Annotated in this window: 18 protein-coding genes and 1 other annotated feature; of the genes, 16 read left to right on the plus strand and 2 right to left on the minus strand. The window is 37.3% G+C overall.

Annotated elements, in window-relative coordinates:
* Positions 1-169 precede the first annotated feature (169 nt).
* Entirely contained in the window at positions 170-1,102 is a 933-nt protein-coding gene (locus V7112_RS04440; protein ID WP_438823858.1) for a nuclease-related domain-containing protein, read from the minus strand.
* Between the two features lie 165 nt (positions 1,103-1,267).
* Between V7112_RS04440 and V7112_RS04445 the strand changes: the two genes are divergently transcribed.
* The 15 genes from V7112_RS04445 (at position 1,268) to clpX (ending at position 18,981) form a co-directional block, all read left to right on the plus strand.
* A complete protein-coding gene (locus V7112_RS04445) occupies positions 1,268-2,329 on the plus strand; it encodes a GerMN domain-containing protein (protein WP_335416003.1) in 1,062 nt (353 codons plus the stop codon).
* Between the two features lie 133 nt (positions 2,330-2,462).
* A complete protein-coding gene (gene rph, locus V7112_RS04450; protein ID WP_335416006.1) occupies positions 2,463-3,212 on the plus strand; it encodes a ribonuclease PH in 750 nt (249 codons plus the stop codon).
* The gene (locus V7112_RS04455; protein ID WP_335416009.1) at positions 3,213-3,818 is read left to right on the plus strand and encodes an XTP/dITP diphosphatase; all 606 of its coding nucleotides are present in this window, start codon (positions 3,213-3,215) and stop codon (positions 3,816-3,818) included.
* Complete coding sequence (locus tag V7112_RS04460; RefSeq protein WP_335416011.1) at positions 3,815-4,324, plus strand: metallophosphoesterase family protein; 510 nt, start codon at positions 3,815-3,817, stop codon at positions 4,322-4,324. The genes V7112_RS04455 and V7112_RS04460 overlap by 4 nt, the downstream gene beginning before the upstream one ends.
* An 833-nt stretch (positions 4,325-5,157) precedes the next feature.
* Entirely contained in the window at positions 5,158-5,571 is a 414-nt protein-coding gene (locus V7112_RS04465) for a group I intron-associated PD-(D/E)XK endonuclease (RefSeq protein WP_335416013.1), read from the plus strand.
* A gap of 531 nt (positions 5,572-6,102) precedes the next feature.
* Positions 6,103-6,361, plus strand: a binding site (T-box leader).
* A 73-nt stretch (positions 6,362-6,434) separates the two neighbouring features.
* The gene (ilvB, locus tag V7112_RS04470) at positions 6,435-8,153 is read left to right on the plus strand and encodes an acetolactate synthase large subunit (RefSeq protein WP_335416017.1); all 1,719 of its coding nucleotides are present in this window, start codon (positions 6,435-6,437) and stop codon (positions 8,151-8,153) included.
* A complete protein-coding gene (ilvN, locus tag V7112_RS04475) occupies positions 8,150-8,668 on the plus strand; it encodes an acetolactate synthase small subunit (RefSeq protein ID WP_335416020.1) in 519 nt (172 codons plus the stop codon). The genes ilvB and ilvN overlap by 4 nt, the downstream gene beginning before the upstream one ends.
* Before the next feature lie 215 nt (positions 8,669-8,883).
* Positions 8,884-9,912 carry a ketol-acid reductoisomerase gene (gene ilvC, locus V7112_RS04480; protein WP_335416023.1) on the plus strand — a complete coding sequence of 343 codons (1,029 nt, stop codon included), beginning with the start codon at positions 8,884-8,886 and terminating at the stop codon, positions 9,910-9,912.
* Positions 9,899-11,443, plus strand: coding sequence for a 2-isopropylmalate synthase (locus V7112_RS04485; RefSeq protein ID WP_335416027.1), 1,545 nt, complete (start codon positions 9,899-9,901; stop codon positions 11,441-11,443). Before ilvC ends, V7112_RS04485 begins: the two co-directional genes overlap by 14 nt.
* A gap of 50 nt (positions 11,444-11,493) precedes the next feature.
* Positions 11,494-12,606 carry a 3-isopropylmalate dehydrogenase gene (gene leuB / locus V7112_RS04490; RefSeq protein WP_335416029.1) on the plus strand — a complete coding sequence of 371 codons (1,113 nt, stop codon included), beginning with the start codon at positions 11,494-11,496 and terminating at the stop codon, positions 12,604-12,606.
* A gap of 99 nt (positions 12,607-12,705) precedes the next feature.
* Entirely contained in the window at positions 12,706-14,133 is a 1,428-nt protein-coding gene (leuC, locus tag V7112_RS04495) for a 3-isopropylmalate dehydratase large subunit (protein ID WP_335416034.1), read from the plus strand.
* 2 nt (positions 14,134-14,135) lie between these two features.
* Positions 14,136-14,723 (plus strand): 3-isopropylmalate dehydratase small subunit, encoded by a 588-nt coding sequence (gene leuD, locus V7112_RS04500; protein WP_335416037.1) that lies wholly within the window; start codon positions 14,136-14,138, stop codon positions 14,721-14,723.
* A gap of 133 nt (positions 14,724-14,856) precedes the next feature.
* Positions 14,857-15,885 carry a tetratricopeptide repeat protein gene (locus V7112_RS04505; protein ID WP_335416039.1) on the plus strand — a complete coding sequence of 343 codons (1,029 nt, stop codon included), beginning with the start codon at positions 14,857-14,859 and terminating at the stop codon, positions 15,883-15,885.
* Between the two features lie 204 nt (positions 15,886-16,089).
* Positions 16,090-17,376 (plus strand): trigger factor, encoded by a 1,287-nt coding sequence (tig, locus tag V7112_RS04510; RefSeq protein ID WP_335416042.1) that lies wholly within the window; start codon positions 16,090-16,092, stop codon positions 17,374-17,376.
* A 342-nt stretch (positions 17,377-17,718) separates the two neighbouring features.
* Positions 17,719-18,981: an ATP-dependent protease ATP-binding subunit ClpX gene (gene clpX, locus V7112_RS04515; protein ID WP_335416049.1), complete on the plus strand. Its 1,263-nt coding sequence runs from the start codon at positions 17,719-17,721 to the stop codon at positions 18,979-18,981.
* A 39-nt stretch (positions 18,982-19,020) separates the two neighbouring features.
* Here the strand turns inward: clpX and V7112_RS04520 are convergent, their stop codons facing one another.
* Positions 19,021-20,493, minus strand: coding sequence for a VWA domain-containing protein (locus tag V7112_RS04520; RefSeq protein WP_335416052.1), 1,473 nt, complete (start codon positions 20,491-20,493; stop codon positions 19,021-19,023).
* Positions 20,494-20,738: 245 nt separating this feature from the next.
* Between V7112_RS04520 and lonB the strand changes: the two genes are divergently transcribed.
* The gene (lonB, locus tag V7112_RS04525) at positions 20,739-22,418 is read left to right on the plus strand and encodes an ATP-dependent protease LonB (RefSeq protein WP_335416056.1); all 1,680 of its coding nucleotides are present in this window, start codon (positions 20,739-20,741) and stop codon (positions 22,416-22,418) included.
* Positions 22,419-22,503 lie beyond the last annotated feature (85 nt).

Consider the following 22,503-nt stretch of genomic DNA (forward strand, 5'->3'; position numbering starts at 1 on the left):
TTAGCGGTACACGCTTGGCAGAAAAAAGGGTAATCTGTGTACCGCAAGAAAAGCCTATTGGTACATGCTCGAAGGAAAACAGGAAAAATATGTACCGCAAGAATGAGATATACAGATATCTTCAGAACCGAAAGAAAAAGCATACTGCAACTATGTAGAAACCCCAGAATCACTCTTTAAACTCATAATATGAATATTTTCCCAATGGAACATAATTGTAGTTGTTTGCAAGAACCTTTCTGATTGTTCTTTTATCCTTAACAGTATTGCACCAATCAAAAATAGTCTTCGTTGTAATTCTCATATCAGGAAAAAGGAGTTTTAATTCTTTTACGCTCCTTAATACTGCTATCTCCATTTCTTCAACACTACCGCATTTTTTGTATATCAACTTATGTTGATTCCCACTTACCATAAACCCACTCCAACACACTGAACACAAAATCCCTTTTTCCAGTTTATCAAAACGATATGTAGGCAGTAATGAAAAAGGAGACTTCTTAATATGTAGTGACAGGAGCTTTTTTGCCAATATATGATGTTTCTCCACTAAATGAGAAGATTGTGTATTTAAATTATTTATAAATCGTGTAAGTTGAGATGGAAAAATAATCGGCAGGTTGGGTGAAGCTTGATAGAGGTAAAATTCTGGATTTATAAAGACGAGGTGACCTTCAACTGTGAGGTTGGATCCAAGCTGATGGAGCAATTGTCTAAAGAGAGATTGACTTCGTGAAAGCTGCAGCAAGGGGTTTTTGATCTCTTTTCCTGAGGATAAACTTTGCCAACGATCCCCATTGATTACATAATCTCCTTCAAAGTTTTTTACCTCAAAAATGTGAATTTTGTTATGGGAGGTAAGGGTTGAATCAATTTGGTAATGAGTGTTGTTTGTTTCTAGATATAAATCATTGATGACAAGGCAATTAAGAGGGAGATCCCTTTCCAAACGTTGATCAAACATTGTTTCACCAATATATCCTTTTTCGAGAGTAATGATTTTATTCTCGATTTTCTCGGAAACTTCCTTTCGTCCTCTGAGGAATCTTAATAATTCTAATTCAGGTGGTTCGGTACGAGCTTTAATGATCAAAAGCAACACTTCCTTTCTTAGTTTCACAATTATTTTAAATCTTCTATTCTATTTTTACAATCGATTCCCTTCTAAAACTGAAACATTTTGTCCATTTTTTTCACTAAAAAGCGGTCTAATTTGAAAATAGGGCTCGTATACATAGTAGTACAAACTGCCTTAGGAGGGAAAAGAATGCGTAAAATAACTAAATCTGCAATAGCTGCCACAGTGGTTACGTCAACAGTGTTACTTTCAGGATGTGGTTTATTTGGTGGGAAGGAAGAAGCAAAACAAATGGATCCACCACAAAATGAAGCGGTTGATGAAACAGTAGCAAAAGGGGAAAACCCAGCTAATGAAGCAACTGATCAGGAAGAAGCGGCTACTGAAACAGTAAAACGTGACCTATATCTGATTGATGAGAATGGACTTGTTGTCCCATACACTGTTGATTTACCAAAGGAGGATGCGGCAGCAAGACAAGTTCTTGAGTATTTAGTAGCGGGTGGACCGTTAAATGAAATTTTACCAGACGGATTCAGAGCGGTTATTCCACAGGATACGGTTGTGGATGTGAACTTGAAGGATGGAACTATTACGGCTGACTTCTCGAAGGAATTTGGAACCTATAATCCAGAGGACGAAGCGAAAATTTTACAAGCCATTACGTATACATTAACCCAATTCGATAATGTGAATAACGTTGTAATCAGTGTGAATGGTTATGTATTAGATGAAATGCCTGTTGATGGTACTCCAATTCCAGCAGACTTAAGTAGAGCTGATGGGATTAATATTGATAACAGTGGTGTTGTCGACATTACAAACAGTCGTCCTGTGACTCTCTATTTCTTTGTGCAAAATGAAGAAGGCGAATACTATGTTCCAGTGACGAAGCGTATAGAAAATACTGGAGATGACAATGTTAGTGCAGTGGTGAACGCGCTTATCAATGGACCGGACATGGGTTCAAATTTAATTAGCGACATTCATCAAGATGTAAAACTTTTAGGGGCAAAAATGGAAGATGGAAAAGTAACACTTGACTTCAATGAAGCGATTTTTGGAAGTTTCGAAGAGAACATGATTTCAAAGCATGTAATAAACTCGTTGGTATTATCCTTAACTGAGCAACCTGAAGTGAAAAGTGTCGCGATAACAGTTAATGGTAAAGAAGATGTTGTTACTGAGGATGGAAAATCTTTAACTGAACCAGTAACTCGTCCTGCAAACGTGAATACAGGTAGTTTCTAAAAAATTTGGATGTGGACATCGTTCACATCCTTTTCTTTTGCAGGACGATAGAAAAGCAAAATTTTGCTATACTATATAAAGAATGGTTGGGCTAGTGGAGTCCACCTTTAGTGGAAGACAGGGGGTTTGTTTTTTGAGAATTGACGGACGATTACATAATCAATTACGACCGATTCAGCTTGAAATGAACTATATAAAACATCCAGAAGGATCTGTTTTAATTAAGGTTGGTGATACGAAAGTCATTTGTAATGCAAGCATTGAAGACAGGGTACCACCGTTTATGAGAGGGTCTGGCAAAGGATGGATCACAGCGGAATATTCAATGCTTCCAAGGGCTACTGAACAAAGAAATATCCGCGAATCGAGTAAAGGGAAAATTTCAGGGAGAACGATGGAAATTCAGCGTCTAATTGGACGTGCACTTAGATCTGTTGTAAATCTCGAACTGCTTGGTGAAAAAACGATTTGGATTGATTGTGATGTCATCCAAGCTGACGGAGGTACAAGAACTGCATCAATAACTGGCGCTTTTGTCGCAATGGTTCTTGCTGTACATAAAATCTATCACAATAAAAAAATGAATTCATTTCCAATTACAGATTTTCTAGCTGCCATTTCGGTAGGAATCGACCCTGAAAAAGGGGAAATTCTTGATTTGAATTACATAGAAGATTCAACTGCAAATGTGGATATGAATGTTGTAATGACAGGTTCAGGTAAATTTGTAGAACTCCAAGGAACGGGTGAAGAATCTACTTTTTCGCGTAAACAATTACAAACCCTATTGGAACTAGCCGAAACAGGAATTAATGAATTGATTCACGTTCAGAAAGATGCATTAGGTGATTTAGCAAACTTAATTGGAAAGAAGGACTTGTAAGTGAAGGAAATCATGATTGCTACCAAAAATAGCGGGAAGGTCAAAGAATTTAAAGACTTATTTGCGAGACAAGGTATAGAGGTGAAGTCCTTACTCGATTATCCAAACATTGAGGATGTTGAGGAGACTGGTGTAACATTTGCTGAAAATGCACAAATAAAAGCTGACTCAATTGCTAAAAAACTACACATACCTGTTATTGCAGATGATTCCGGTCTTGCAATCGACTATCTTGATGGCAGACCTGGCGTTTATTCGGCAAGGTATGCAGGTGAACATAAAAATGATCTTGATAATCTAAATAAAGTTTTGGATGAGCTTAAAGGGGTTCCGAATGAAAAAAGGACAGCCAGATTCCATTGTGCACTAGCGTTAGCTATTCCAGGTGAAGAAACCGAAATCGTTGAGGGAACTTGTGAAGGAATTATAAAAGAGGAACCTGTAGGGGAAAATGGATTCGGCTATGACCCAATTTTCTTTGTGCCTGACAAAGGCAAAACAATGGCTGAGTTGTCAAAAGACGAGAAAAATCAAATCAGTCATCGGGGGAATGCGCTAAAAAAGCTGGACAAGCTTCTAAAAGATCGCAAGGAGTTTCAAAGATGAAGGTTCTAATTATAAGTGACAGCCATGGGTTAACAAAGGAATTACTCGACATAAAGGAACGCCATAAAAATGATGTGGAATTTATGCTCCATCTTGGGGATTCTGAGCTTTCTTCACAATCTGAGGAAATGAGTGGATTTTCAGCGGTGCGAGGAAACTGTGATTTTGACTCGAACTTTCCTAATGATATGAATATACTCTTAAATGGGGTAAAAGTTTATCTAACACATGGTCATTTGTACAATGTGAAGATGACATTAATGAATCTTAAATATCGTGCACAAGAAGCAGGTGCATCAATTGCATGTTTTGGACATTCACATATTGCTGGTGCTGAAATGATTGATGATATTTTGTTTATCAACCCTGGTAGTATTCGTTTGCCGAGAATGCGTAGTGAAAAAACATATGTTATATTAGAGATTGTTGACAAACAAGCAAATGTTGTTTTTTACGATAGTGATGGTAATGTAATTGAGGAGTTATCAACGAAGCAAAATTTATGATACAATAGCTAAGGGAGTAAAATTTACTCCCTTTAGAAAATTTTTCTTGAAAAAGTGTTGACATCGGATTCCTATCTGGATATAATAAAAAATGTCGCTAATGAGTTAACGACAAAAAAACATAATATGTCCCAGTAGCTCAGCAAAGCGTAAACATCTTGAATTGCATATGTGTAGCTTTGTTCCAACGCATTAGCATCCTTGAATTTTCTAGGAGAGGAAGGAACAGGTTATAGCAAATGAAGTAGTGGCTTACTGAACTACATAATAACTTAATAACAATGTCCCAGTAGCTCAGCAGGATAGAGCAACGGCCTTCAAGAATAGGAGCCTCTATAGGGAAACAATAACTTATAGAGTGGACGACACTATATCGGTGAAGCCTTAACAGTGTTAAGCTGATGGTAATACCGAGGAAACTTACGTCTTTTCAAAGACCAAGGAGATTTGAATGATCAAGCAATTGATGGTAGAAACTCCAAAGAATAATCAGTAATGGTTATCGTGAGGTTCCGTAGAGACTACACGTGTCGCACCTGAAATGGTGAAGATATAGTCCAGACTACAAACAACAAAAGTTGGTGGCGAAAGTCATAGTGGTAAGCTAAGCCGTCGGTCGGGAGTTCGAATCTCTCCTGGGACGCCATATTACATAAACAAAGAATCATACCATTATAGCCTCTTATGTCGAAATGTTAAAGAATCAATTAACAATTTCGCTTTAAGAGGTTTTTTGTTTGGAATTTAATATTAATGTATGATATTCTAATTTAGAGATAAGAATATACGTTCGGGATAGCGTTAGAATTTACAATCTCCATTGGGGTGATTATATGGAACACCATACTAAACAAAAAGGAGATTTAGGAGTTTTAAAGGCACAAGTCGATTTGCACCAAAAGGGATATATGATTTTAATACCTCATACAGAACATGCTGCTTTTGATTTGGTAATTTATAAAAATCAAGAATTTAAGAGAGTACAGGTTAAGTATAGAGAATTGAATCGGAATGGTGTGTTGGAAGTGAGGTTTCGCTCTTCTTATTGTAATAGTAAGGGAGTTGTTACTAAAGAAACCAATAAACAAGAAATTGATGTTTATTGTATTTATTGCCCTAACACAGACGAATGTTATTATTTTGATCCCCAAAAAGGTAATAAATCCTTAACCTTGAGAGTTGATACTCCAAAGAATCAACAGGTTCAGAATGTACATCTCGCTAATGATTATCGTGACCTTCCATGAGAAACTACATATGTTGTATTGCCATATTACATAATCAATCACAAACACTTCTTTTCATAAAATGAATCGAAGTGTTTTTTATTTTTCCTCATTAATCTCACAGATCCTTCAATAAATAAATTTACCCCAAACCTCACTCAACACCTATCTTTCGTTCACAAATTTTTCGAGAAATTTTTTCAATTCTAAAAACCGCATCATTTCAAAGTTGTAAGCGCGTACAGTTAGTTTGGTAAATCAAAATAATCTAACAATTCACTAAAATGGTGTTGACTCTTATAAAAAATGAGAGTAATATAGGCTCTAATATAAAATATTTTCACAAATAAATGAAAATTTAATAAGTGAATTGAAAACATGAGAAGGTCCTAACATTAGTACTCCATCATCGTTAAGAAGATGGGAGTTCATGGATTTGGATTATTTTTTGTACCTTAGTTTTCAATAGTGTAAAGCGTTTAAGTTTTTAGGTATTAAAGTCACATTGACCGCATAAAACTTTTAAAGATGTAGAGTGAAAATTTTAAATATTCATAAACGTTGAAGAGGATAAGTAATCTTACGTTACGATATCAACAGAGAGCCGGTAATGGTGGAAGCCGGTGTTATCCCGTTAGATGAACTCACCTCAGAGTGTTAGCTTGAAATTCTTTAGTAGGGCTAACCGGGTGTTTGGTTACAGCTCACCCGTTATCAAAATGAACAACAAATGTTGTTCCTCAAGGCGATCTTTTAGATCGCGAACAAGGGTGGTACCGTGGAAAGTGATAAATGCCTTTCCGCCCCTTCGACCAAGAAATTGGTCTAGTGGGTGGAATGGCATTTTATTTTTTTATTAAACAAAGGAAGGGATGTAAGGAAAAATGAGCGTAAATGCAAAAGTGGAAGAACAAACCGAAGCTTCTACGAAAATGAATGGTTCCCAAATGCTAATCGAAGCATTAAAAAGGGAAAACGTAGAAGTTATTTTTGGATATCCTGGCGGTGCGGTACTTAATATTTATGATAGTTTATATGATTCAGGTATTTTTCATGTCTTAACTAGACATGAACAAGGTGGAATACATGCAGCTGAAGGGTATGCGAGAATTTCAGGGAAACCAGGTGTCGTTATTGCTACCTCTGGACCGGGGGCTACAAACATAGTCACTGGATTAGCAGATGCAATGATTGATTCAATTCCACTTGTTGTATTTACAGGTCAGGTTGCTTCAACAGTAATTGGTTCTGATGCTTTCCAAGAAGCGGATGTACTTGGAATAACAATGCCAATCACAAAGCATAGTTACCAGGTTAGGGATGTTAAAGACCTGCCAAAGATTATTAAAGAAGCATTTTATATCGCTACTTCTGGAAGACCAGGACCTGTATTAATTGATATCCCAAAAGATATGACATCAAAAGAAGCAGAATTTGATTATGACCAAGAAATTCAGTTACCAGGTTATCAGCCAACAATTCAACCGAACCATTTACAAATTCGTAAACTAGTTGAAGCGGTTAGCCAAGCGAAAAAGCCTGTTATTCTTGCAGGTGCAGGGGTAATATTTGCAAAAGCAGCAAAAGAGTTAAAAGAATATGTTGAACAACAAAAGATCCCTTTAGCACATACACTTTTAGGCTTAGGCGGATTCCCTGCAGATCATCCATTGTTTCTCGGAATGGCCGGAATGCACGGAACATATACAGCGAACATGGCTTTACACGAATGTGACCTACTCATCAGTATTGGGGCTAGATTCGATGACCGAGTTACTGGAAATCTAAAACATTTTGCTCCAAACGCAACAGTCGCACATATCGATATTGACCCTGCAGAAATCGGGAAAAACGTACCTACAAAAATTCCTGTTGTAGGGGATGCAAAAGAAGTTCTGAAAAGCTTAATTCACCAAAACGGTAAGCCTGGAGACTCACAAGTATGGAGAGAAAAACTAGCTGGATGGAAGGCTGAGTATCCACTTGTTTATAAACCTTCAGAGGATGAACTAAAGCCACAAAAATTAGTTGAACTAATTTATAAATATACAAAAGGCGAAGCGATTGTTACGACTGACGTCGGTCAGCACCAAATGTGGGCCGCTCAGTACTATCATTTCACAAAGCCAAATCGATGGGTAACCTCAGGTGGGTTAGGGACAATGGGCTTCGGCTTACCATCAAGTATTGGAGCGCAGTTAGCTGAAAAATCATCAACGGTTGTGGCTATTCTAGGAGATGGTGGATTTCAGATGACTTCACAAGAGCTATCAGTTATCCAAGAACTAAATCTTCCAATTAAAATTATTATTGTTAACAATAAAGCTTTAGGAATGGTAAGACAATGGCAACAACTCTTCTATAATGAAAGATACTCACATTCTTTAATTCCTAATCAGCCAGATTTTATGAAACTAGCTGATGCATATGGAATTAAGGGATTGAAAGCTTCTAATGAACAAGAAGCAGAGCAAGTGATGAAAGAAGCGCTTGAATATGAGGGACCAGTTCTTATGGACTTTAGTGTGACGCCTTTCGAAAATGTTTACCCAATGGTTGCAGCTGGAAAGGGTCATCACGAAATGGTAGGTGTAAAGCTGTGAAAAGAATCATTACATTACTAGTAAATAACCGTGCAGGTGTCCTAAATCGAATCACTGGCCTCTTAACAAAACGTAATTACAATATTGAAAGTATTACAGTGGGTCATTCCGAAACTGAGGGGCTCTCGCGGATGACATTTGTGATTCATGTAGATGAGGAGACCGTAGTTGAACAAATTACAAAACAATTAAACAAGCAAATCGATGTTATTAAGGTCATGGATATTACAAATCAAGCCATTGTGGCAAGAGAGTTAGCTCTCATTAAGGTAGCATCCAGTCCATCAAATAGAAATGAGATTTATAGCTTAATAGATCCTTTCCGGGCATCTATTATTGATGTAAGTAAGGAAAGCCTAGTTATTCAAGTAACAGGCGAATCAGAAAAGATAGAAGCTTTAATTGACCTCTTAAAGCCATATGGCATCAAAGAAGTTGCCCGTACGGGCACAACAGCTTTCACTAGAGGTAACCAAAAAATAGCTTCAAATTCAAAGAATTTTTCTATCGTTTAAATACGAGTTCAAAAGGAGGATGAAGAGGACCGAGAATTTCTAGGCGGTGCAGTTTTGAGGAGCGGAGCGTATGCAGTTAATACGTGAGCACCGGAAAAACAAGCCAACGAAGAAATTCGATGCGTCATATTCATCGGACTTTTTGAACATCAACTTTAAGGGTTTTAATCACATTACTATATATTATTTAATTCTAATAAGGGAGAGATTTTAAAATGACAAAGGTATATTATAACGGAGATGTTAATGAATTTGCTTTAGAAAATAAGAAGGTTGCTATTATTGGTTATGGTTCACAAGGGCATGCACATGCACAAAACTTGCGTGAGAGTGGCGTTGATGTAATTGTTGGTCTTCGTCAAGGAAAGTCTTTTGAACAAGCGAAAAATGATGGTCTTCCAGTATATTCAGTTCGCGAAGCTGCTGAGCAAGCAGACGTTGTAATGGTTTTACTTCCAGATGAAAATCAACCAAAGGTTTATAAGGAAGAAATTGAACCAGGATTAAAGCCAGGAAATTCATTAGTATTTGCACATGGATTTAACATTCACTTTAGCCAAATCGTACCTCCTAGCTTTGTAGATGTATTCCTAGTAGCACCAAAAGGTCCAGGACATCTTGTACGTCGTACATTTAGTGAAGGTGCAGGAGTTCCAGCACTAATTGCGATTGAGCAGGACGTAACTGGAAATGCAAAAGAAATTGCACTTGCATATGCAAAAGGTATTGGAGCAGCTAGAGCGGGTGTTCTAGAAACTACATTTAAAGAAGAAACTGAAACAGATCTATTCGGTGAACAAGCAGTTTTATGTGGCGGTACTACTGCATTAGTTAAAGCAGGATTCGAAACATTAGTAGAAGCTGGATACCAACCAGAAGTTGCATACTTTGAGTGTTTACATGAATTAAAACTTATCGTTGATTTAATGTACGAAGAAGGTTTAGCTGGAATGAGATATTCAATCTCTGACACAGCTCAGTGGGGAGATTTCGTAACTGGACCACGTATCGTAAATGACAGTGTGAAAGCAGAAATGAAAGAAGTATTAAAAGATATTCAAACAGGTAAATTTGCTAAAGGCTGGATCCTTGAGAACCAAGCAAACCGTCCAGAATTCAATGCAATTAATAAAATTGAAGCTGAACATCAAATTGAAGTTGTAGGTAAGAAGCTTCGTGCAATGATGCCGTTTGTTAAGCAAAGACAAGCGAAAGAAGTGGTGGGTGCCCGTGCGGAAAATTAATGTTTTTGACACTACATTAAGAGATGGAGAACAGTCTGCTGGAGTTAACTTAAACCTACACGAAAAACTTGAAATTGCAAAGCAGCTGGAACGACTCAATGTGGATGTTATGGAGGCCGGATTCCCAGCTGCCTCTGAAGGTGATTTTCAGTCAGTTAAACAAATTGCTGAAACCATCAAAAATGTTTCTGTAACGGGTTTAGCTAGAGCAGTAAAAAGTGATATCGATGCTGCTTGGGGAGCATTAAAGGGTGGAGCGGAACCTCGTCTCCACACCTTTATCGCTACATCCCCAATTCATATGAAATATAAGCTTAAACAGACACCTGAGCAAGTTATTCAATCAGCAGTAGAAAGTGTCAAATATGCATCAAAATTCTTCCCAATCATCCAATGGTCAGCAGAGGATGCCAGCCGAAGTGATTTAGACTTCTTAGCGAAAATCATAAAAGAAGTAATTGATGCAGGAGCAAATGTGATTAATCTACCAGATACAGTTGGTTATGGTGCTCCCGAAGAGTATGGAAAAATGTTTACTTATTTACTAAATAACGTGCCGAATATTGATAAGGTCATCCTTTCAACTCACTGTCACGATGATCTTGGAATGGCTGTTTCCAACTCATTATCAGCCGTAGAGCATGGCGCTTTACAGGTAGAAGGAACGATTAATGGAATTGGTGAAAGAGCAGGTAATGCTTCACTTGAAGAAGTTGCAGTTGCTTTGCATATTCGTCAAGATTTCTACCAAGCAAATACACGATTAAAGCTGGATGAAATCAAGCGTACAAGTGATTTAGTTAGCAAATTAACTGGTATGATTGTTCCTCCAAACAAAGCTGTAATCGGAAAAAATGCTTTTGCACATGAATCAGGTATTCACCAAGATGGTGTGTTAAAGGAAAAAACGACGTATGAAATTATTACACCGGAATTAGTTGGGGTTAAATCTAATTCAATGGTACTTGGGAAGCATTCTGGTCGACACGCATTCCGCAATCGTATTTTTGAATTAGGATATTCATTAGATGACGCAGAAGTTAACCGCGTATTTAAGCTATTTAAAGATTTAGCAGATAAAAAGAAAGAAATCACTGACGATGATTTAGTGACATTATTAGTTGATGAAAAGGTAGCAAATGTAGAGGATATGTATCAATTGACTTCAATGCAAGTACAATACGGTACAAACCAAATCCCTACTGCAACCATTACTTTAACAGATCGCGATGGCAACCAAATTCAAGAGGCTGCAACAGGATCAGGAAGTGTTGAAGCACTTTATAACACTCTTGAGCGATGCTTCGGTATTTCTATAACTCTAGATGATTACCGAATCCAATCTGTGGGCGCAGGACGAGATGCACTTGCTGAAGTTTTTGTTAAAGTAAGACACAACAATGCAGACAGCAGTGGTAGAGGCTCTGCACAAGATGTGTTAGAAGCCTCCGCTAGAGCGTACGTAAATGCAGTAAATAGATTGCTAGCCGTGGAAAAGAATAAGAAATTACTTGAAAAAGTTGGAGTATAAGAATTATCTACTATTTTCAGTGTGCAACGAAATAAAGAGGAGGAGTCAGAATGAAGAAAAGTATTGCCGTACTTCAAGGTGATGGCGTAGGTAAAGAAGTAACTAAAGGGGCAATCGAAGTGTTGAAGGCTATTGCCGAACAATACAATCACGAGTTTACATTTCAACACGCTTTAATAGGTGGTGTAGCTATAGACACTGAAGGCACTCCTCTTCCTGCGGAAACACTGGAAGTATGTAAACAAAGTGATGCGGTATTACTAGGGGCAGTTGGAGGACCGAAATGGGATACAAATCCTCCACATTTACGCCCTGAAAAAGGATTATTACAAATTCGAAAAGCATTGAATTTATACGCCAATGTAAGACCAGTAACTTGTTTTAATAGTTTGCTAGATGCATCTCCGCTTAAACAAGAAGTCATCGAAAATGCCGATTTCGTCATTGTAAGAGAGCTTACTGGTGGTCTTTACTTCGGAAAGCCAAGTGGAAGAACAATCGAGGATGGCGAGGAAGCAGCTGTTGACACTCTATCCTATAAGCGTTCTGAAATGAAGCGTATCATTGAGAAAGCATTTGAAATGGCGATTTCAAGAAAGAAGAAAGTAACTTCTGTGGATAAAGCAAATGTATTAGAATCTAGCAGAATGTGGCGTGAGGTTGCTGAAGAAGTGGCTGTATCTTATCCAGATGTAACATTAGAGCATATGCTTGTGGATAATGCTGCGATGCAACTTATCCGAAATCCAAGACAATTTGATGTCATTGTAACTGAAAATATGTTTGGAGATATTTTAAGTGATGAAGCATCAATGCTAACAGGATCACTCGGAATGCTTCCTTCAGCAAGTTTATCTACTGATGGACCAAGTTTATACGAACCAATTCACGGCTCTGCACCGGATATTGCTGGTAAGGATATTGCGAATCCAATCGCAACGATTTTATCGGCAGCAATGCTTTTACGTTTATCATTAGGATTAGAGGAAGAAGCAAAAGCAGTGGAAAAAGCGGTAGATGATGTATTAGCATCCGGGTACCGAACTGCAGATATTGCGGATTCACAACAAAGAGCTATTTCAACAACTGAAATGGTAGAAAAAGTTAAAGAGGCCTTAGTTGAAGATGGGGCGATTTCTAATATAATGTCTGCTTATGCATAAAAATTCTTTTGAAAATCGCATAGCATGACTCACTAGATAGCTCGGTTTAATACCGAGCTTGTCTTTTCAAAAAAGTGAAAAAGGAGGATGGAGATACTAATGGCACCGAAAACAATTATTGAAAAAATATGGGATCAGCACGTTATCAATCATGAAGAGGGGAAACCAAGTCTACTTTATATTGACCTACATCTTGTCCATGAAGTAACTTCTCCGCAAGCTTTTGAAGGATTACGTTTGAAAAATAGAAAAGTTAGAAGACCTGATTTAACGTTTGCAACAATGGACCATAATGTTCCTACAACAAGTGATCGCTTCCAAACAAAGGATGAAATAGCGGCGAAACAAATGAATGCATTGGAAAGAAACTGTAAGGAATTTAATGTTCCATTAGCCGACCTTTACAGCCCTGATCAAGGGATTGTTCACGTAATTGGACCTGAGCTTGGATTAACACAACCAGGAAAAACAATTGTATGTGGAGATAGTCATACATCTACTCATGGTGCATTTGGTGCTTTAGCGTTTGGGATTGGGACAAGTGAGGTTGAACATGTTCTCGCTACCCAAACATTATGGCAACAAAAGCCTAAAACCATGCAAGTAAATGTAGTTGGAACTCTATCACCTGGTGTTTATGCAAAGGATGTCATTTTATCGATTATCCGCAAATTTGGAATTGATTTTGGAACAGGACATGTCGTTGAATATACTGGTGAAGCGATTCGAAGTATGTCAATGGAAGAAAGAATGACTATTTGTAATATGTCCATAGAAGGTGGAGCAAAGGCTGGTTTAATCAGCCCAGATGAAACAACATTCTCTTACTTAAAAGGAAGAAAACATAGCCCATCTGGAGTTGAATTTGATGAGGCTGTCGAAAGATGGAAGCAACTTGCAACTGATGAAGGTGCAGTTTTCGATACTGTACTAGAGATTCATGCTGAAGAAATTTTACCAACTGTTACATGGGGGACAAACCCATCTATGAGTGTAACAATCGATGATACAGTTCCATTCCCTGAGGATTTCAAAAAAGAAGTGGACAGAAAATCTGCAGAGCGTGCCTATGAATATATGGATCTTGCTCCAGGTACTCCAATTAACGAGATTGACATTCAGCATGTATTTATTGGTTCTTGTACAAACTCACGAATTGGTGATTTACGTGAAGCGGCAGATATTATTCGTGGACAAAAAGTATCACCTAAAGTACGTGCTTTAGTCGTTCCAGGCTCACAACAAGTTAAACTACAAGCAGAACAAGAAGGTCTTGCAGATGTATTCCGTGAAGCAGGCTTTGAATGGCGCGATGCTGGATGTAGCATGTGCCTAAGCATGAACCCTGACGTAGTACCTGCTGGTGAAAGATGTGCTTCCACATCTAATCGTAACTTTGAAGGTCGACAAGGTAAAGGAGCTCGTACACACTTGGTGAGTCCAGCAATGGCAGCTGCTGCAGCGATTTATGGGAAATTCGTAGATGTACGTAAAATCCGGAAAGTAGCAGCAGGAGAGGAGGCATAATAATGGAACCATTTATTACACATACAGGAAAAGTTGCCGGAATGGATCGAAGCAATGTCGATACAGACCAAATTATTCCAAAGCAATTTTTAAAGAGTATTGAAAGAACTGGGTTTGGAAAATATGCCTTTTTCGATTGGCGATTTGAGGCTGATGGAAGCCCAAATCCAAATTTTGAATTAAACCGTAAGGAAAATGAAGGTGCATCCATCCTTGTTGTGAATGAAAACTTTGGATGTGGTTCTTCACGTGAGCATGCGCCATGGGCTTTACAAGACTATGGATTTAAGGCAATTCTAGCTCCTTCTTTTGCAGATATTTTCTATAATAATTGTCTGAAGAACGGAATGCTACCAATCGTTTTAGAAAAAAGTATAATTGAGTATCTTTTAAAGGAAGCAAATGATGCTAATTTTGAATGCACTGTTTCTTTAGAGGAACAAACAATTATTGATTCAAAAGGTTTCAAAACAAAATTCTCAATTGATTCCCATTGGAAGGAAATGTTGATCAATGGTTGGGATGAGATTGATAAAACACTAGCCTATGAGCAACAAATTAAAGAACACGAACTGAAAACTGCGAACTAGAATTGTAGACAAAGTCATTTCGGCTTTGTCTACAATTTTTTTCAACCAAAGAAACATCCTATTGTTTTCTCTTTTTTACATTGGTACACTTATTACTCAAGTAGAAAAATGAATTTGGGGTTGGAAAAACTCTATGGATAAACAGCCAAAAGGTAAGAAACAGGAAAAAATTATTCCTTTTCCTAAGCTCAAAGAAAGATTGATGGAAAAAGGACTTGAAGCTTTAACAAATAAAAAATTTAATGAGGCGCTTAGCTTATTGAAACAGGCCAAGGAGCTTGAAAAAGGTAACCATGAAATAGAGCTAGGAATTGTTATTTGTCTCTTTGAATTAGGGGAATTGGAGCAAGCAAAAGAGAATTGCTTAATTATGTTAAAAGAAGATGTCGGCGATTATTTTCACGTGCTGCAAATTTATGTGACAATCCTTATCCAACTCGGAGAATATGATGAAGTCAAAACTACGATTCAGGCAGTGCTTGATGAGGATGCCATACCTCCTGAATACGTGGATAATCTATCTCAATTACTTGAACTAAGTAAACGAATGCTTGTTACGGATGGGGCGGAAAAAGAAGCTGAATTCTCGAATGAGGAAGTAAGGGATCAGCTTCAACACATCTTATATAATGAAGGAATGATTGGAAACCAAATTGCCGTTATTCAGTCCTTGAAGGAACTAAATATACGAAAATACCTTGATCTTCTTGTTCCGTTTTTAACTATACCTGAGAAACATCCAGTTGTGAAAACAATCATAATCCAGCTCCTTGTTACAAATCAGGTGAATGAGGAGATAGAGGTGGAGAAATTTGGAGAGACAACAAAGGTGAACCCAGCAAAGCTTGTTGACCCATCGATGTCTCCTTTTACAAATAAGGTTCTATCTATTTTAGATGAGCAATTGCAAAATGAAAATCCTACCCTTTATGAAACAGCAAAAGAAATTTGGCTTCAGCATCTTTTTGTTCTCTATCCTTTCACATTGGAGGATGAGAAACCTGCCATGTATGCAGCAGCTCTACATTTACATAGCGCTGAATTACATGGAATGGAAATAGAGAATCAGAAAATAGAGCAAATCTATGGAGTAAGTTTGTTTGAACTAAAACACACCTTGGATAAGCTAGAAAAAGTAGAACGTTTTTCTAATATTGAATAAAATAATAGAAATCAACATTTTATAATATAGCTTAGTTGGGTAAACTTTCTAACAACATAATCATTTTCTATAGGTTGAAAGGTGATTATTCTATGTTATAATATAATGGTTGTAAAATGCTAGTTTACCGACATATGGTAATAGTTATCAAATTTACATATCGGAAAAAATAGTTAGTAAATAGATAGTTGGAGGGAAAGAATTATGTCTGCAAAGTGGGAAAAATTAGAAGGAAACCAAGGTGTCTTAACTATAGAGGTTGACGCTGAAACATTTAACAAAGGACTTGATGATGCATTTAAAAAGGTAGTTAAACAAGTTAACGTACCTGGATTCCGTAAAGGTAAAATGCCTCGTGGAATGTTCGAAAAGCGTTTTGGAGTTGAATCATTGTACCAAGATGCATTAGATATTATTCTTCCAGATGCATACGAAAGTGCAATTCAAGAAACTGGAATTGAGCCAGTTGATCGTCCAGAAGTTGACGTTGAGCAAATTGAAAGAGGTAAAAACCTTATTTTCACTGCAAAAGTAACTGTTAAGCCGGAAGTTAAACTTGGCGACTACAAAGGTCTAGAAGTTGAAAAACTTGATGATACTGTTACTGATGAAGAAGTTAATGCAGAAATCAAGCAATTACAAGAGCGCAATGCAGAACTTGTTGTTAAAGAAGAAGGCACTGTAGAAGACGGAGATACTGTTGTACTTGATTTCGAAGGCTTCGTTGATGGAGAAGCATTCGAAGGTGGAAAAGCTGAAAACTATTCATTAGAAATTGGTTCAGGCTCATTCATCCCAGGCTTCGAAGAACAATTAGTTGGTATTGCTGCTGGAGCTGAAAAAGATGTAGAAGTTACATTCCCTGAAGAGTACCATGCTGAAAATCTAGCAGGTAAGCCAGCAACATTTAAAGTAAAAGTTCACGAAATCAAAGGAAAAGAACTTCCTGAATTAGATGATGAGTTTGCAAAAGATGTAGACGATGAAGTTGAAACATTAGAAGAACTAAAAGCTAAAACAAGAACTCGTTTAGAAGAAACTAAAAAACGTGAAGCTGAAAATGGCCTTAAAGATACATTAATCGAAAAAGCATCTGAAAATGCAGAAATTGATATTCCAGAAGCTATGATTAATACTGAACTAGACCGCATGCTTCGTGAATTCGAACAACGTTTACAAATGCAAGGTATGAATCTTGACCTATACTTCCAATTCTCAGGTCAAGATGAAAATGCATTACGTGATCAAATGAAAGAAGATGCTGGCAAACGTGTTCGTGTTAACTTAACACTAGAAGCAATTGCTAAAGCTGAAAACATCGAGGTTTCTGAGGAAGAAATTAATACAGAGCTTGAAAGCATGTCTACTATGTACGGAGTATCTGTTGATGAGCTTAAGCAAATGCTTGGTGGCTTAGATGGAGTAAGTGAAGATTTAAAAATTAGAAAAGCAATCGATTTTCTTGTAGAAAATAGCAAAAGTGTTGCATAATATTAAATAAGGGAATATCAAGGCGCGATATGATCGTGCCTTGTTTTATACCCAAAACATGGAAGTAGTACATATGTAGTAGTTTTATTCTAACGAATCTGGGAACACTTAAAAGGAGGGCGAAGTTTACACGTTTCACTGGCGTTTTCCAATCAAACATACTTACATAATAAGATGAGTTTAATTATTACCATACTGAAGAAGAAATATGGTACAATGTGCAATACATAACTAATTAGAAATTTCGAACTGATGGTATGGGGCCTAAGTTCAAACAAGACAGCCTAGGTAAATAGAAATTTGGCTTATTGTAGAGAGAAGAAACAAATAAGGGGTGACATAATGTTTAAATTTAACGATGAAAAAGGGCAACTTAAGTGTTCTTTTTGTGGTAAAACGCAAGATCAGGTACGTAAACTAGTTGCAGGACCTGGCGTTTATATATGTGATGAATGCATCGAGCTTTGTACTGAAATCGTTGAAGAGGAATTAGGTACAGAAGAAGAAGTTGAATTTAAAGACGTACCAAAACCAAAAGAAATAAGAGAAATTCTAGATGAATATGTAATTGGTCAAGACTCAGCAAAGAAATCCTTAGCTGTTGCTGTGTATAACCACTATAAGCGTATCAATTCAAACAGCAAAATTGATGATGTTGAATTGTCTAAGAGTAACATTTGTATGATTGGACCTACTGGTAGTGGTAAAACATTACTTGCTCAAACACTAGCTCGTATTTTAAATGTGCCATTTGCAATAGCTGATGCAACCTCTTTAACAGAAGCTGGTTATGTTGGAGAAGATGTAGAAAATATTCTTCTAAAGTTAATCCAAGCTGCTGACTATGACGTGGAGAAAGCTGAAAAAGGCATTATTTATATCGATGAAATCGATAAAGTAGCACGTAAATCGGAAAATCCATCGATCACAAGAGATGTTTCCGGTGAAGGTGTACAGCAAGCACTCTTAAAAATTCTTGAAGGAACTGTGGCAAGTGTGCCTCCACAAGGTGGAAGAAAGCATCCACATCAAGAATTTATTCAAATTGACACGACAAACATCTTGTTTATTGTTGGTGGAGCATTTGATGGAATTGAACAGATTATAAAACGTCGTCTCGGTAAAAAAGTAATTGGATTTGGTTCAAATATTGTGGAAGAAGAATTAGACCAAAAATCACTACTTTCTAGATCATTACCTGAGGATTTATTAAAGTTTGGATTAATTCCTGAATTTATTGGTCGTCTACCAGTCATTGCGAGCCTTCAGCCACTTGATGAGGAAGCATTAGTTGAAATTTTAACGAAGCCTAAAAATGCCCTAGTGAAGCAATATCAGAAAATGCTTGAGTTAGATGAAGTTGAGTTAGAATTCGAAGAGGATGCCCTTATAGAAATTGCGAAAAAAGCCATTGAACGGAAAACGGGAGCACGTGGATTACGCTCCATTATAGAAGGAATCATGCTTGATGTGATGTTCGATCTTCCATCAAGAGATGATATAAAAAAATGTATCATTACAGCGGAAACAGTTTCTAAAAATACATCACCAAAGCTCCTTTTGGATGATGGAACGATTGTTGAAAATACTGAAATCTCCGCATAACACGAAAATCCCGAGGCAATGATATGCCTCGGGATTTTTTTATTGAGATTTACGTAATTCATTCATACGACTAGTCCAGTCGCTTACTTTCTGAATTATTTCTTGGCGTTCAGCCTCTGCTTTTTCGCTGTTTTCGGTACTCAATTCATTTTTTAGTTTGCCACTAAGGTTCCATTTTGCATCCACAGCTTTTATTAATTCATCATATATTTCAGGTGTAATCATTTTTTCAGAACGCATAATATGCATAGCAGAAATGAATCTACTTCTTTCATTAGTTGCCGCATAGTAAAAATTACTTGCTAATTTTTCTCTATCTCTCATGGCATCATTCATTTGACCCCAATGCTTAAGAAGGGAATTGGATTTACTCATTATTTCTTGAAAAGAAGGTACCCATTTCTTTGTAATAGAATTATCAAGTTCTTCAATTGTATTAGCAGAAATGTACTCCCCATTTCCAGCACTTGCAACTTCTTTAAGTTGATTTTCACTCTCTGCATCTACATCGAATCCAATTATATTAACGGATTGATTAGCTTGTTGATCAGCGAATGCTTTTGCGGCTGCAACAGGATCTCCATCACAAGTTTCGATACCATCACTAATGATGTATAAAGTCACATTATTAGACGAGTTTTCAGTTTTTTTATGTACAAAATCTATTGCACCTGCAAGCGGTGTCCATCCCCTTGCCTGAACCGTATTTACTGCTTCTGAAAACGTTTCTGGGTTGAATTTTTGAAGGGGGTATACATCTTCTATTTTTGAACAAGAAAGCTGTTTATCTTTTTCCTGATTCGAACCAGCATGTCCATAGACAACCAGTGAAATATCCTTTTCATTTCCGATTGTTGAAGCAAAACGACTTGCTGCCCTCTTTGCGATGGTCATTTTTTGCATTCCCTGAACTTTTCCATACATACTTCCACTTGCATCAAGTAAAATATAGACTTCACTTGGAGCCTGAGTTTTCTTTTCTAGTCCACTTTGCATCTCTTCTGGTTCAGGCAAATAAGGTTCATACCAAGTAATACCGAAATCTTTAACTTCTGAAATTGAACGATTAAATGCATTGCTGCCAAGATAGTAATGCAGGGCTTTTAGAATTTCTGTTGGATCATTTGTTTCCGAAGTAAATGCTGCGAGTTTATTCGTTAAATCTTCCTCATAATTTCCAAGTCCAAAGTCTCCCCATATTTGCTTAGTTTCTTCCTCAAATAGAATATCTGTTGTGAAAATCCCTGCTTGTTGGCTTTGAAAACCTTCTATAGAGTCGGGGATGGAAATTCTCCTAATTTCTTCGATTTCCTTTTCATCAATTCTATTTTCAGAGTCCTTTACTTCCACCTGAGCGATTGTTTCAGTATCTTTGTCTGTCACGGTTTCAGAATCGTTTTTATGAATCTCCTGCTCTTGTGAAGAATCTTGTGGCTTCATCTCTTTTTCTGAACAGCCACCGATAATAAGAAAAGATGCAGTAATAGCTAAAAGTATCCATTTTTTATTCATTTTTTCACTCCCTTTTATACACAATTTATATCTTACAGGTAATCCGATTTTTTTAAATAGTTCAAAATTACTAGATAAAATTGTATTATTTGTATGAAATTGGTTTTGCTTATCGGTTAATACCTATTTTTAGTTCAGAAATATAATGAAATGTCGATTCAAAAATCCGTCAAAAATGGTTTATTCCACCTTTACTCAGGAGATAATAGAAATAGCGAGTTTATCTTTCGAGCAGGAGGAATAATATGAGTTGGACAGGTATTGTTTTATTCGTACAGCTATTCTTTGGAGTAATTATCGGGCTTTATTTTTGGAATCTCCTTAAAAACCAGCGAACTCAAAAGGTTTCTATAGATAAAGAGTCTAGAAAAGAAATGGAACAACTTCGGAAAATGAGATCTATTTCCTTAACAGAACCTCTAGCTGAGCGAGTACGACCAACTAGTTTTTCAGATATCGTTGGCCAAGAAGACGGGATTAAGTCATTAAAGGCCGCATTATGTGGACCAAATCCGCAGCATGTCATCATTTATGGACCACCTGGAGTTGGGAAAACAGCAGCAGCTCGACTAGTGATGGAGGAAGCAAAAAAAAATGCAAAGTCTCCTTTTAAGCAATCAGCTGTTTTTGTGGAATTAGATGCAACAACTGCAAGATTTGATGAACGTGGAATTGCTGATCCTTTAATTGGCTCTGTTCATGACCCGATTTATCAAGGTGCAGGGGCAATGGGGCAAGCTGGTATTCCACAACCAAAGCCTGGTGCTGTAACACATGCTCATGGTGGTGTATTATTCATCGATGAAATTGGAGAGCTACACCCGATTCAAATGAATAAAATGCTTAAAGTGTTAGAGGATCGCAAAGTATTTCTTGAAAGTGCCTATTACAGCGAGGAAAATACGCAAATCCCTACACATATACATGATATTTTTAAAAATGGATTACCTGCTGATTTTCGGATGATTGGTGCAACAACGAGAACGCCAAGTGAACTTCCACCCGCCATTCGTTCACGTTGTCTTGAGGTTTTTTTCCGTGAATTGGATCAGGATGAATTAGCAGTTGTAACAAGAAAGGCGCTTGAAAAAGTGAGTATGAAAGCAACTGAGAAAGGAATAGCTACACTTGCATCCTATTCACGCAATGGGCGTGAAGTTGTCAACATGGTTCAAATCGCAGCGGGTATTGCAATTTCAGAGGATCGTGATTTTATAAAGGATGAAGATATTGAATGGGTGCTTCATTCAAGCCAGTTAACTCCACGTTACGATAAAAAGATTTATCCAAACGCAAGAGTAGGTCTTGTAAACGGCTTAGCAGTATATGGACCGAATACAGGGGCTTTGTTAGAAATTGAGGTAACCGTCATTCCTGCCAAAGATAAAGGAACAATTAACATAACGGGTATTGTGGAAGAAGAAAGCATTGGGGACCGTGGAAAATCAATTCGAAGAAAAAGTATGGCGAAGGGCTCGATTGAAAATGTGATTACGGTACTTCGTTCAATGGGCGTGCCAGCACATGATTATGATATTCATGTTAATTTTCCCGGTGGAATTCCAATTGACGGACCATCTGCTGGAATTGCAATGGCCACTGGCATTTACTCGGCAATTCACAAGTTCCCAGTAGACCATAGGGTTGCAATGACAGGAGAAATCAGTATTCATGGGAATGTGAAACCAATTGGTGGAGTCGTTCCGAAAATAAAGGCGGCAAAACAAGCTGGAGCAAACAAAGTCATCGTTCCAGAAGAGAATATGCAATCCATTTTAAAGGAAATTGAAGGAATTGAAATTATTCCGGTTACAAACCTTGAACAGGTTTTTGAAATCGCAATTGAAACACCAGAACGCGGGAAGCAGTCTAAACAATCAATCATTCCCGCCTCCACAAGCTTTTCAAAGACAGAATCAGTTTGACCACTTGTCAGTTTAAAATAGAAAGACTTCGACATACTAAAAAGGAGCGTCGAGGTCTTTTTTATTTCTGTTATTTAAAAAGAAA

Source organism: Bacillus sp. JJ1566 (genome assembly GCF_036962685.1).
Lineage (GTDB): Bacteria > Bacillota > Bacilli > Bacillales > Bacillaceae_L > Ferdinandcohnia.